Annotated in this window: 11 protein-coding genes; 6 read left to right on the top strand and 5 right to left on the bottom strand. The window is 56.5% G+C overall.

Features of this window, described 5'->3' with window-relative positions; translation table 11 throughout:
- Positions 1–62: 62 nt before the first annotated feature.
- Positions 63–296, top strand: coding sequence for a type II toxin-antitoxin system antitoxin VapB (gene vapB / locus O2597_RS07465; RefSeq protein WP_269523695.1), 234 nt, complete (start codon positions 63–65; stop codon positions 294–296).
- Complete coding sequence (gene vapC / locus O2597_RS07460) at positions 293–697, top strand: type II toxin-antitoxin system tRNA(fMet)-specific endonuclease VapC (protein WP_269523694.1); 405 nt, start codon at positions 293–295, stop codon at positions 695–697. The genes vapB and vapC overlap by 4 nt, the downstream gene beginning before the upstream one ends.
- Before the next feature lie 330 nt (positions 698–1,027).
- Here the strand turns inward: vapC and O2597_RS07455 are convergent, their stop codons facing one another.
- The 3 genes from O2597_RS07455 to O2597_RS07445 all read right to left on the bottom strand — a co-directional run bounded on the left by O2597_RS07455 (position 1,028) and on the right by O2597_RS07445 (position 4,296).
- Positions 1,028–2,032: an SGNH/GDSL hydrolase family protein gene (locus O2597_RS07455; protein ID WP_269523693.1), complete on the bottom strand. Its 1,005-nt coding sequence runs from the start codon at positions 2,030–2,032 to the stop codon at positions 1,028–1,030.
- 325 nt (positions 2,033–2,357) lie between these two features.
- A complete protein-coding gene (locus O2597_RS07450; RefSeq protein WP_269523691.1) occupies positions 2,358–3,461 on the bottom strand; it encodes a Gfo/Idh/MocA family protein in 1,104 nt (367 codons plus the stop codon).
- A gap of 10 nt (positions 3,462–3,471) precedes the next feature.
- Positions 3,472–4,296, bottom strand: coding sequence for a sugar phosphate isomerase/epimerase family protein (locus O2597_RS07445; RefSeq protein ID WP_269523690.1), 825 nt, complete (start codon positions 4,294–4,296; stop codon positions 3,472–3,474).
- Between the two features lie 98 nt (positions 4,297–4,394).
- Here O2597_RS07445 and O2597_RS07440 point away from each other — a divergent pair, with 98 nt between their 5' ends.
- The gene (locus O2597_RS07440; RefSeq protein ID WP_269523688.1) at positions 4,395–5,192 is read left to right on the top strand and encodes a helix-turn-helix domain-containing protein; all 798 of its coding nucleotides are present in this window, start codon (positions 4,395–4,397) and stop codon (positions 5,190–5,192) included.
- A 383-nt stretch (positions 5,193–5,575) separates the two neighbouring features.
- Here O2597_RS07440 and O2597_RS07435 read toward each other — a convergent pair whose 3' ends face one another.
- Entirely contained in the window at positions 5,576–6,433 is an 858-nt protein-coding gene (locus O2597_RS07435; protein WP_269523687.1) for a helix-turn-helix transcriptional regulator, read from the bottom strand.
- A 72-nt stretch (positions 6,434–6,505) separates the two neighbouring features.
- Here O2597_RS07435 and nagB point away from each other — a divergent pair, with 72 nt between their 5' ends.
- From nagB to O2597_RS07420, 3 genes are read left to right on the top strand one after another with little or no spacing between them, the layout of a single operon-like run.
- Positions 6,506–8,431, top strand: a complete 1,926-nt coding sequence (gene nagB, locus O2597_RS07430; RefSeq protein WP_269523686.1) for a glucosamine-6-phosphate deaminase — start codon at positions 6,506–6,508, stop codon at positions 8,429–8,431.
- Positions 8,407–9,843, top strand: coding sequence for an ROK family protein (locus O2597_RS07425; RefSeq protein WP_269523685.1), 1,437 nt, complete (start codon positions 8,407–8,409; stop codon positions 9,841–9,843). Before nagB ends, O2597_RS07425 begins: the two co-directional genes overlap by 25 nt.
- On the top strand, positions 9,840–10,679 hold the full coding sequence (locus O2597_RS07420) for a PIG-L deacetylase family protein (RefSeq protein ID WP_269523684.1): 840 nt from the start codon (positions 9,840–9,842) through the stop codon (positions 10,677–10,679). Before O2597_RS07425 ends, O2597_RS07420 begins: the two co-directional genes overlap by 4 nt.
- A gap of 229 nt (positions 10,680–10,908) precedes the next feature.
- On the opposite strand, the gene O2597_RS07415 is transcribed toward O2597_RS07420, so the two are convergent.
- A complete protein-coding gene (locus O2597_RS07415) occupies positions 10,909–12,954 on the bottom strand; it encodes an alpha-amylase family protein (protein ID WP_269523683.1) in 2,046 nt (681 codons plus the stop codon).
- Positions 12,955–12,998: the final 44 nt, after the last annotated feature.

Raw genomic sequence — 12,998 nt, 5'->3', positions numbered from 1 at the left:
AGTCCGACGACATTCGTGAATTATTCTCGACATTGGTATCTACTTGAAGTAGCTATTATGGCATGGATACGGCAAAACTCTTTCAGACAGGGCGTAGTCAGGCCGTTCGATTGCCCAAAGCCTATCGCTTTGACGGCCGTCAGGTCTTTGTCAAGCGAGTGGGGCAGGCCGTGGTTTTGATGCCGGAAGCAAATTCGTGGGATATCTTGTTCGAGGCCTGCGATGAATTCTCCTTAGATTTCATGACTGAGCGTAATCAACCCGAGGTTCAGGACCGTCCAGCTCTTGGCGCATGAAGTATCTGCTCGATACCAACACCTGCATTTTCATCATCAATCACAAGCCGGAGTGTGTTCGGCAGAAAATGCAGTCTATACCCATTGGCGACATCGGTGTGTCATCCGTGACAGTTTCTGAATTGGAATACGGAGTCGCTAAGAGCGCTGTGGTGAAGAAAAACCAGTCTGCACTGGAAAAGTTCCTCATGCCGCTGGAGATCATCGCCTATGATGAATCTGCCGCTCGATACTACGGAGTCATTCGCACACAACTGGAAAAGAAAGGAACGCCCATCGGATCCATGGATTTGATGATCGCCGCCCACGCGCTTTCTTTGGGTATGGCGGTGGTCACCAACAACCTTCGCGAGTTCAAGCGAGTTCAGGGACTGAAGGTTGAGGATTGGACGAAGGCATAGAGCCTTCTGCGTTTAGTTAGGCGTAGCTGGTGAGTGCGGTTTTCAAAAGCAGCGCAAGGCGCAGAGGCAGGAGTGCAGCGAGCTGCATGACTGTCTCTGCAACGCCGCGAACTTTTGAAAAAAGCCTCATCCCTTTGGGACTGGGGGAAATTTGCCTTCCAACGGCGTTGGTCGCAGCGGCACGGGTCTCGACCCGCACGCACTGCGACCGCCTTGTTGGAAAACAAATTTCTACCCAGCCAGCACGTCTACCTAAACGCAGAATGCTCTAGTCGAGGGCTGAAGTATTCCGCGCACCATATCCCTTATGTCCAGTTTTTGGGAGTGCTCTTAGCGCGCTTGTAAAAGCACTGGAAGGATCTTCTCGGCTGCCCGTTCGCCCATGCGCTGGTAGCCTTCACCATTCGGATGGAGATCATCCGGCAGTAGGACCGCGTCTTCTTCCCAGAACAATTCACGTCCTTCGAATAAAAAGAGTTTGTCGTCGCCCTGTTCCTTCAGGGCACGATAGGCAATCCGCAACTGTTCCCGGTAGTTCTCGAGAGTCATCTCAACCGCATTGGGGTTGACTTCTCCATAGGGGCAGAAAATCGGCGTAATCAGCCCGATGGGCGTCATGGGATGCTTTTCCCTGATCAATTTGACCAGTCCAATGGCGGCTGCCGCGAAGGTCCGCTTGTTTAGGGACGCCATTCCGTAAACGTTAATGCCCAGCTTGAGGGTGATGATGTCCACCGGCAGGTCACGGATCAGGCGTCCTTGCATCGGCTCAAGGTGGCAGTTGGCACCATAGCCCAGATTCGTCAGGTGCAAGTCATGCTTACGGGCCGCAATGGCCGGCCAGGTGAGTGCGGGACTCGTTGCCGCCCGGCAGTGTGTGATCGAACTGCCATAGCTGAGCCAGCGAAGCCGGTCATCGGAGACTGGCTCCACGCTGCTTCCCTCGGTCACAGTAAAGGACTGGAGGCAGAGTTGCGTAAAGACAGGCAGCCAGATTTCGTAGGTCCGGGAGGACTCCAGTCCGGTGAAGCGCACTTCATTGGCTTTCGGGTCCGCCGCAACCGTTGTGAGCAACTCGCCTTCGGAGACGAGGTCAAAGGCGGGTGCGGGCTCATCCTCTGAGAGTATTTTCACCCCTAAAGCAAGCTCCGGGCTGGTGGTTCGGAAGCGCACGCGGACTCCGGAGGCACGGCCTGCTTTGTCCAAAAGGTCGCCATGCGTGGCATACAGCGGCAACTCCTCAACAGGCAAACGCCAAGGCCGTAAGCCGGATTCAGTCGACTCGCAGCTGACATGGCCTTGCAAGTAGGACTCGGTAATGGAGATTTTTTTCATTCGAGAAAGTGTATTGGGATCGGGAATACAATGCCGAGCCTCTTGTTCGTCGAGGCTCGGCATTGATTTCCTGACACATATGGACTGCTACTTGATTATCTATTGATATCGTTTTCTGACTCCCAAACAAAGGCTTACATGGCGTAGTGGCGACTTTAGTCGCCATCGGGGCTGCGGTAGCTTTCTAGACGTATGATGGCAGCTGAAGCAGCCACTACGAGTTCCGCATACGGCACGATGTATTACCGTAAAGCTCATGAAAGGAGTGCCATTCACGCTAATGACTCGTGCTTCTCCTCTCCTTTAAAGAGCACCGCAAACCATTCTACAGCCGGCCTTCGACCAGATTCAATGGAAGGGCTTCGGGCTGTTGCGGGCAGGATTCGATGGCCACGCAGGCACCGGCGTCCGACGATTTCAGGAAGGCGTGCATGACTTCCAATACGTGGTAGGCGAGCTCGCCGCTGGCACGATGGGCGCGCTTGCCGTCGCTAAGGATTGCGTAGGCGAGGTCGGCCGCGCCGATGCTGCGGGAATTCATGCGGTAGGGATGGCTGAAAGGCATCTCCTGCCACTCCTTGGTCGATGCGGTCCACATCGAGACCGGGCCGTCGAAAGTATTCGGATCCGGAACCTTGAGCGAGCCTTCGGTTCCGTAGATTTCGATCGGGCTGTGGCCATGTGCCGGGACGTCGAAGGAGACTGTCATGTTGATGATCGCTCCGCTGTGGAATTCGAGCACGCCGCTGTAGTGGGTGGGCACTTCGACCGGGAGCAGTTTGCCGAACTGTTCCTTGCTGGTCGCCAGGCGCTGTTCGAAAGCCTTCGTGTTCATCGCGCTGACCCGCTTCACCGGACCGAGCAGGTTGATCAGTGTGGTGATGTAATAGGGGCCCATGTCGAACATCGGGCCGGCGCCGACTTCGTAGAGGAAGCCGGGGTTCGGGTGCCAGCTTTCCGGGCCGCGGGTCATGAAGGAGGCCGTGCCGCTCTTGACCTCTCCGAGCCAGCCGTCGTCCACGAGTTTGCGGCAGGTCTGGCTACCGCCACCGAGGAAGGTATCCGGCGCACAGCCGACGAGCAGGCCCTTGGCTGCGGCGGTTTCGAGCACTTTCTTGGCGTCTTCGAGGCTGACGGCGAGCGGCTTTTCGCAATGCACGTGCTTCCCCGCGTTGAGTGCTGCGAGGCTAACCTCTGCGTGCACGGCGGGAATGGTCAGGTTGATCACGAGCTGAACGTCCGGGTTCGCCAGAAGCTCGTCCACGGTCTGCGCCTGGCACTCGTTCTCTTCCGCCTTGGCCTTGGCGACGTCCATGTTGAGGTCCGCGCAGGCAACCACATCGAGCACTTCGAAGAGTTTCGCGCCGTTAAAGTAGGCTTGCGAGATATTGCCGCAGCCGATGATGCCGATTCCGATTTTGTCTGCCATGGGAAATTCCTTACTTGTTGCCTTGTGCGATTTTGTTGCGGGTGAGGTAGTCGTAGCTCGTCTTGATGGCTGCCATCATGTCGCCTTCGAAACTGTCGAGCTCGACCGCGATGTATTCGGTTTGCCCGGTTGCTTCGACGGCCTTGTAGGCGGCGAGCAGGTCGACCTGCCCGGTGCCGGCGGCGCGGAAGGGCACCGAATTGCTGACCATGATTTTTCCACTTTCAGTCTCCGCTTCAGTGAACTCGGCCTTGTCATCGACAATCCCATCCTTGAAGTGCAGTGCCTTGCCGCGCACGCCGATTTCCTTGATGAAGTCGACCGGGTCGAGACCCGCGCGGGCGACCCAGAAGATGTCTGCTTCGTAAAGGACGGTGTCCGGTGTATTGGCGAGAAAATACTGATAGCCGCGTTGGCCTTCGACCAGAGCGAGGTCCCAGTCGTGATTGTGATAGCCGACTTGTATGCCATAAGGCGCGGCATTGGCAGCGGCTTCACAATAAAGCTCGGTCATGGCCTTCAACTTGTCCAAGGATTCGTAGTGTTCATGGAACTTGGGTGGGCAGCCGGTGTAGAGATATTTATGCCCCATCATTTGTGCCTGTTCGATAATGGCGTTCTTGTCATCGCCGATCGGCAGGCCGATGTGTGCAGTGGGCGCCTTCAGGCCGAGTTCGGCGAAAAGCTTGGCTGCTGCTTCGGGCGTGGAGCCCGGGTAGCCGGCCGGTTCGACGCAGCCGAAACCCATGTCGGCGATGGCGCGGATCGTGCCTTCGTAATCGGCAGAAGCCTGGTCGCGAACGCTGAAAAGCTGGACGGTGATCTGTGGTGTCATAATAAATGCTCTCCTTGGGTGGGTTGATTAAATCTTTTCAGATATTTCGTAAAAAAGACTATATCACGCCGCATTTAACCTGTATATTGACTAAAACTATGAATTGCTGGCGAAACCTTCCAGAGCTTAAGAGCATCGGATTATACGTGAGCCCGATGGGCGGGGCGATCGAGCCTGCTCAAGTTTCGAAGCGGCACTGCCGTTTCGAGATCATCCTGGAAGGCGCTGTCTATGGCTTTGAAGATGAACCGGTCTTACACTCCGAAGGTTCCGTCTTCTGTCACCGGGAGGGTCAGTTGACGGTTTCGGAGTCGCCGGATGATAGCTATTACAATTGCCTGACCGCAGAGTTCGCTTGCCGGCCGGGGGAAGAGCCGCCGACTTGGCCACGGATGTTTTACTGGAGCGACCGCAAGGCCATGCACCAGTTTGCCGACGAGATGCTTCACGCGTTTCACTACGCGGCGATGGATCGGGGCGTGATCGGCGGTCTTGTTTTAAGCCGCCTGCGTTTCGAGCTGGAACAGTTCCGTATGCATGACAGCACGCAGCATCTGCATCCCCAGCTAAGGCGCGCGACGGATTTTATCAATTCGCACTACGCCTTGCCTGTTAGCCTCGATGACGTTGCGGCGAGCGCAGGCGTTAGCGTATCCCACCTGCACATGCTCTTTCGGGAACACCTTGGAGAGAGTCCGCACCAATATCTCATCCAAAAGCGGATGCGTGCGGCCGGGCACGCGCTTGCGTCAACGAATGCTCCGATCAAGGTCGTTGCCGTTGAGTGCGGTTACGCCAATACCGAAAATTTCTGTCGTGCCTTCCGTAAATTTTATGACCGCTCGGCTACTGAATACCGCGAAGCCTACACGCGGTCAAAGTCCGCAGTATACTGACGCCCTGTTGCAATTCAGTGGTCGATTCTCAAGTGTCCTGAGTCTGATATGCTCGGCATAAATAGATTATTGGGTAGCGGCTGATTGTCCCCAATCGCCATTGCGGTGTTGAGTGCCCTGTGTGTCGATGACTGACAACATCGTTTGGTGCGTGGGGGCACGCACCGCTATCATTTAGGGGTATAATACCGATAAGAAGGCGAGTGCCTTGTTGGACGGATACTTTCGCAAAGGCTCCACCTGTGGCGTGCTCGCTTGCGAGCGCCCGAAGCTTGCAGAAGGTTGGCCAGACGTCGAAGCGTCCGCAAGCGAGCCCGCCACGGAAAGCACACTTATTGTTTCAACCAGACACTAGCATTTTAGTTTTAGTGAAGTGCCATTTATTACAGACGCTTGCGGAGCGAGAGCGGTGAGAACCCTGTTTCGCGTTTGATGAAGCGATTGAAAACGGCTTGTGAGTTGAAACCGCAGAGCTCCGCAATCGTATTCATGGAATTCTGGGAGTCCCGCAGCAGGTTGATGGCGCGGTTGAGCTGATAGTTTGCACGGTAATCCCGGATGCTGATGCCCATCTCGTTTTGGAAGCGGGTGCGCAGTTGCCGCCCGCTTAGGCCCAGTTTGCGTCCGATCTCATCGACGGTCCACCCCTGGTGGACGGACTCGACTATGGCGCCCTCCACTTTGGCGATCCAGGAATCCCGGGGCTTGTTCGAAGGATTGTCCTGATGTGATTTTGCCAGGCGGTAGAGCAGGGTGTCCAAGAGGGGGAGTGCCTCTTGTTGCTCATTAGCATTCTCGCTGTTGGCGCAACGAACAATATCACGCCAGATCTGAAGGTCGGCCTCCTGAGGCTGCAAAATGCTGTGGCTGAGGTAATCCAGAAGCTCGCTTCCGTGAACCAAGTCGAAAGTCAGGAATAGCCAGCGCAGCTGATCGCTTTCCAAATTCAAGTAGTGGTGAAACTGGAACGGCCTCACGAGATACGCCTGACCCGGCTTCAAGGGGTGTTCGGCCCCATCCACAATCACGGAGCCTGCGGTTTCAAGGACCAGGATGAGGACATTCCGGTGATGCGAGCGGTTATAAAAATTCTTTTGCTGTAAGGACTCCCGGTTGTTTCGAAGGAAGGTGACCAGGTTGTTCACCCGGGGCCGTTCCGGTGCTTCGATGCCACGGTAGTAGCTGGTGGGTTCAGCTAATGTTTCCGGAAAGCCTGAGACGGGTTGTGCGGGGGGATTCATTTCCGAAATCGTCAAAAAAAATACCGAAAAAGGCAAATACAAACGAAAGTGTTTCTGTTAGTATAGGGTGTTATGGCAGATAATCTAATTTCGAGTTACACCCAGGAGGAACGGATCAAAACCCTCATCTATTCGGATGCGGCGGACGCCTGTTCTCACGTGGCCACGGAGATCGCGAGTCTCATACGAACACGCAATGAGGCCGGTAAAGCGACCGTCCTTGGTTTGGCGACGGGATCGACGCCGGTGCGGCTCTATCGCGAGTTAATCCGCATGCACCGGGAGGAGGGGCTTTCCTTCCAGAACGTCATTACCTTTAACCTCGACGAATACTACGGCTTGTCCGGCGATCATCCGGAGAGCTACCGCCGGTTCATGCAGGACCAGTTGTTCGACCACGTGGACCTGAAGCTTGAAAACACGCATGTGCCGGACGGCTTGGTCGAGCGGGAAGATGTCTTTACCTCTTGCCAGACCTACGAAGAAGCCATTCGGGCAGCGGGTGGGATCGATATTCAGATTCTGGGGATTGGTCGCACGGGGCATATCGGTTTTAACGAGCCCGGCTCCGATGCGCAGACGCGCACCCGCCTGGTTACATTGGATAGTCTGACGCGCCGCGATGCGGCACGCGACTTCCTTGGAGAAGAGAATGTGCCCCGGCACGCCATCACGATGGGGGTCGGCACGATTCTCGATGCGCGTAAGCTTTACCTGTTGGCCTGGGGCGAGGCGAAAGCGCCGGTCCTCGCGGAGTCGGTTGAAGGCGAGCCGACGGATTCCATTCCTGCCAGCTTCCTCCAGCAGCATGACGATTGCGAATTCTGCATCGACTTGGCGGCGGCCGGTCATCTGACGCGGGTGCGCTATCCTTGGCTGGTGGGTCCGGTGGAGTGGACTCCGGAGATGGTGCGCAAGTCCGTCGTCTGGCTGGCCGGGAAGGTCGAGAAGCCTCTCTTGAAACTGACCGACGAGGACTATGCGGAAAATGGCATGGCGGATTTGCTGACCGAAAAAGGTTCCGCCTACAACCTCAACATCGACCTGTTTAACATCACGCAGCACACCATTACCGGTTGGCCGGGCGGCAAGCCGAATGCGGATGACAGCAGCCGGCCGGAACGCGCGAATCCATTTCCCAAGCGCTCGCTCATTCTGAGCCCCGAGCCGATGGACGACGTTTACTGCCTCGGGGGCACCATGCATCGTCTGGCCAATCAGGGGCATGATGTGACGGTGGCTTACGCGACTTCCGGCAATCTGGCGGTGCCGGATCCGGATGTGCGCCGCGCGATCGAGCTGATCATGGAGGTCGGTCAGGAACGTGAAAACCAGGACGATATCGGCTTTGCGCGTTCGGTCGAAGAACAACTGAATGCCAAGGGGCAATTCGGTGAAGATACCCGGGACATCCGTCATGTGAAAGGCTTGATCCGTCGCGGGGAGGCTCGTTCCTCCGCACGTCTTCTGGAGATCCCAGCCGGGCAAGTTCGTTTCCTTGATTTGCCGTTTTATGAGGAGGGGCGCTATCGTCGCTTCAAGTGGGGCGATGCCGATGTCAGCGCGATGGTGAACTTGCTGGAGGAGCTCAAGCCGCATCAGATCTTTGCCACGGGCTTGGGCCACGATCCACTGTCTGTGACGTCCATTTGTTTCGAGGTGTTGCGCGCCGCGCTGAATGAATGTGCCAATTCGGAGTGGATCTCGGACTGCCGTATCTGGCTCTATCGCGGTCCGGGCGCGGAATGGGATACCCACGAAATCGACATGGCGGTGCCTTTGTCACCCGACGAATTCGAGTATAAGATCCGCGGAATCTACCAGCACCAGACACAGCGCAGCCAGTCGCCGAGCACGCTGCGGAAGAGCGGCAGCGATTCCTGGAATCTGGCGAGCCAGTTGAACCGCAGCACTGCGGAAACCTACGACGACTTGGGCTTGGCCGAATACGAGGCGATTGAAGGCTTTAAGTTATGGAACGCAGACAAGCCGGAATAGTTGTGGAAGCACTACAATACAAACATCAGCCCGTCTTGGACCCCGCGTTTGTCCCGGCCAAGATTTGGAATGACCACTATCGTCTGAAGGTTGCCGAATGTTCCGGGGAGCGTCAGGTTGCGGTGTGTCTCCGTCGCACGGATGGTGAGCACTGGATCTATCGTACGGTCATGTTGCCGGCGGAGCCACGCTACGAGGCATTGAGCTTTCGCTATCTCGAGCGGATCGTCAAATTTCTGCTCTGGGCCTGGGGCGGCAATCAAGTGTCCATTCATGGGGCACCGGAGTTGGTTGCAAAGCTGCAGCAAGTCTATTCAGCCGCGGGGGAACGCGCCTTCGATTATGAGTTCATGGGGCAGACCTGTTTTCTGGATACACTGCGCATTGAAGCAGCTCCCCAGCTGGAGTCGTCGCCGAAAACAGATGCGGTGGACCCCATCTCGACACGCGAGCTCCAAGGGTGCCGTATTGGTTTTGATCTGGGGGGAAGTGACCGCAAGTGCGCGGCGCTGATCGACGGCGAAGTTGTCTTTACCGAAGAGATCAAATGGGACCCGTATTTCCAGAGCGATCCTTCGTATCACCTCAATGGTATTCAGGATAGTTTGAAACGTGCGGCAAAGCATTTGCCCCGCGTGGATGCGATCGGCGGGAGTGCCGCGGGTGTCTATGTGAACAGTGAGCCACGCGTGGCTTCACTCTTTCGTGGCGTGCCCGGTGATGCCTTCCAGTCGACCATCCGGCCGATGTTCCGGGAGTTGCAGAAAATGTGGGACGATGTGCCCTTTGTGGTCCATAACGACGGCGATGTTACGGCCTTGGCGGGCGCTATGTCGCTTGGTCAGAATGGCGTTCTGGGGATTTCGATGGGGACCAGTGAGGCGGCCGGCTATATCAACCGGAGTGGTATCATAACCGGTTGGTTGAACGAACTGGCATTTGCACCGGTGGATTATCGTAGCGATGCGCCCGCTGACGAATGGAGCGGGGACCGCGGCTGCGGTGTTCAATATTTCTCCCAGCAAGCGGTGGACCGGCTCATTGAGCCCTCGGGCCTGAACATTTCCAGCGAGTTTTCGTTGCCGGAACGTCTCGAAATTGTTCAGGAAAAGATGAAGCAAGGCGATGAGCGTGCGGCGGCCATTTACCAAACGATCGGCGTCTATTTCGGTTATACCATCGCGCATTATTGCGACTTCTACGATTTCCAGCATCTGCTCTTTCTCGGCCGTGTCAGCTCCGGTCAAGGGGGGCAAATTATCCAGAAACAGGCGGAGCGTGTTCTGGCCGATGAGTATCCGAATTTTGCAGACAAACTTACGATCAGCATGCCTGACGAAAAAATGAAGCGACATGGGCAGGCGGTTGCCGCGGCAAGCCTCCCAACTTTAACACCAATGATCCAATCATGAACTTCTCGAGCACGAAAGCCGACTTTTTCATTCCCGACTCCCCGAACGGAGAAACGACACCCGAACGTACCACTCATTTGGGGATCGGCGCGCACCAGGATGATCTAGAATTCATGGCCTTGCACGGCATTCTCGAATGCTTCCAGCGTACCGACCGGTGGTTCGGCGCGGTGACTTGCACGGATGGTGCCGGTAGTTCACGCACGGGCCCGTATGCGACTTTCACGGACGAGCAAATGAAAGAGGTCCGCGTGCAGGAGCAAAGGACCGCCGCAGTCATTGGCCAGTATTCCTTTATGGCGCAGCTTGCGCATCCCAGTTCCGTCGCGAAAAACGCCGACCAGCGTATCGCCATGATCGATGATCTGGAGGCGATCCTCAAGGCCGCGCAGCCGGAGATCGTCTACACGCACAACCCCTTCGACAAGCATGCCACGCATATCGGAGTGTTTCATGCCCTGCTGGCAGCGATCCTGCGCCTGCCCGAATCCGAACGGCCCAAGCAATTGATCGGATGTGAAGTCTGGCGGGGACTCGACTGGTTGCCCGACGCATTGAAGCTCGTGCTCCCGCTGGACGGACATCCGAATCTGGCGGCTTCGCTCAACGGTGTGTTCGATTCCCAGATTGTGGGTGGCAAGCGCTATGACCTCGCTGTCGAAGGCCGGCGCCTGGCCAATGCGACTTTCTTCGACTCGCATTCGTCCGATGCCGCCCAGCGGATTACTTACACCCTGGATATGACCGAGCTGATGTCCGGAGAAGTATCTCTGGAGGATTTCTGTCAGCGCATCCTGAACCACTTCAATCAAGAGATCCTGGGCGGAATTCGATAGCAGAGTGAACCGCAAGCTCGAATGCTCGGATCTGACCGTTCGGGCTTGCGGTGCCGTTGACTTCGATGGCAACACCGGATTCGACACCCGGACCTTACGAGGATCATTCGGATTTCAAGTGAGCGGATGCGCCTGTGCTGATTGTGGCGGACAAGCGGTCAAATCTGTGGGCCTTGTCGTCTTGTAACTGTGCTGATTGTCGTGGTGATTGTGCCGAGGGATCCGGTTCTTATCTCGAGTATTCGATCGCGAGCATGCGGTGGTGGCGCATCTCCGGGACCTTCAACTGGAGGAGGCCATCGCTGTATTCGAAATCGACCGGGCTGCCTTCTGGGGCCAGTTGGACGTTTGCGACCTCTTGCTCGCAACGCAGCTGTATCGCGATGTCGTGGATGGGGAGCAATTCCTCGATGACTTCGTAGGACTTCTGTGAGGCTGTCAGGTTGCCGCCGCTCAGTTCGACTTCGCCGCCGCGGTTGATCGTGTGGGCGTGTAACAAGTGAATCACCTGGCGCTTCTCCTTGGCCTGCTCGGTCAGTGTGACACGTGCGGTGGAGGGGAAGTTGTCGAGATGCAATGATTCATCTTTGCCCAGCAGGTGGCGAATGGCTTTGCCGATGTATTGGCGGAGTGCGACTTGTCCGTAGCTTGCGTAGATGGAAAAGACGGGATGGGCGAGGTAGGTGATGTTGCCTTTCTTCGAGCCGCAGGCATAGCCGGATGTGTCCCGTTTGGCGGGTGCGTGCTGGTGGCTGCAGAAGTGGTCCCATGTCCGGTTGAAGTAGGGGTCGTGGATGTCGCCCAGACTTTCGCCATCGACGACTTTGAGGCGTCGGCTGCTCTGGTACATGACGAAGGGGCTGCTGATAAATACCGGCCGCAGGTCCTTCGTGGGCAGTATGTAATCCGGCTTGAATTCCGATTGCGGGCCGACTTCGGCACCGATGTCGAAGAGCATGCCGCGTGTGGCATCGATACCGCTTTCGCCGGTCAGGAAGAGCTTTCCGCCTGCTTCGAGGAATGCGTTGATCTTTGCCCTCATGGCCCCGTCGACGGTCACATCGTCGGGCAGGATCAACAGCTTGTAGGCACTGAGATCCATCTCCGTGTCGATCACGTCGAAGAGGAAATGCTCTTCGAGCAGGACACGGACGGCACCGGTGTCGGAGGCGCAGTCACGCTTTGAATGCCTGAAGAAGCCTTCACCGTCGGTCGATGCGCTGCTGAGCAAGGCAATGTCGGCGATATTGCTGGCACCGCTTACATACGACTCCTTCTCGGCAACTTCGCGATAGGCTTCGCCGATGATCTCGTAGGTGCTGCGGTCCAGCTCACCGCAGGGGTGTAATTGGTCACCGACACTGCATTTGGCCCCATAGGCTAGCATGGCGCAGCATTCGTAGCGCAGGGCATTGGGGTGCTTGAAGCCGCCGAATTCACCCCAGGTGGAATGAAACTTCCCGGTCATGCCCAGATATTCCATGTCGAGCTTGTGGACATATTTGGCCGACATCGGGAAGTGGTCGTAGCCCCAGCCACCGGTGGGCAGACTTTCCAGTTCGAGGTGGCTGAAATGAGGTAGGATCTCACGATAGCCCGGAGTGATGTGGCCGCTGTTGTGGAAGACCGGCATGTTCGGGTCGATGTCACGCACCGCAGCGGTGACTCTTTGGTAATATTTCATCAAAGCATCCATGCGGCTTTGAAGACGATCTTCCTGCTTGAGCGGATCGAGGCCCCGTTCCTTCATGTGCTGCAGGGCCCAGACCGAGCAGTCTTCGATCTGGTTGATAATATCGAGGAAGATGCCGTTGGCTTCAGGGAACAGCCTGACGACTTCACGTACTTGATCGCAAAGATAATCGAGATAGGGGGAGTGGAAGCTGAGCGACTTGAAGCCGGCTTTCAGGTTGGAGTTCGCCCAGCCGCCTTGTCGGCCATCCGGATCGATTTGCCGCCATTCCGGATGTGCGTCGGCAGCCATGTTGTGGATGCCAGCCGTCAGGTAAATCGGTACGTTCACGTCGATTTCCTTGCAGGCATCAAACTGTGCACGGAGCAAATCGAATTTGAGTCCGGGGTGGCGCTTTCCGATCTTCGTATCGTAGTAGCTCCAGCCATGGTGACAGGTGGCGAAAGTAGTAATGCTGTCGACCGCCGCTTTTTTCAGGGTTTCCTGATACCGCTGCTTGTCGAAATGTTCGCCGATGCCTTCTATGGCACCGGAAGTGTGGAAATCGAGGTGGATCTGGCGAAAGCGCAGGGGTGTCTTCATGCTGGTACTTTGGCCCGGTTCAGATCGGCGGTGAAGCGCTAATG

Source organism: Coraliomargarita parva (genome assembly GCF_027257905.1).
In the GTDB taxonomy this organism is placed as follows: Bacteria; Verrucomicrobiota; Verrucomicrobiia; order Opitutales; family Coraliomargaritaceae; genus Coraliomargarita_A; species Coraliomargarita_A parva.
Note: the sequence above shows the minus strand (reverse complement) of the source record. Positions and strands in the feature narration are given on the sequence as shown.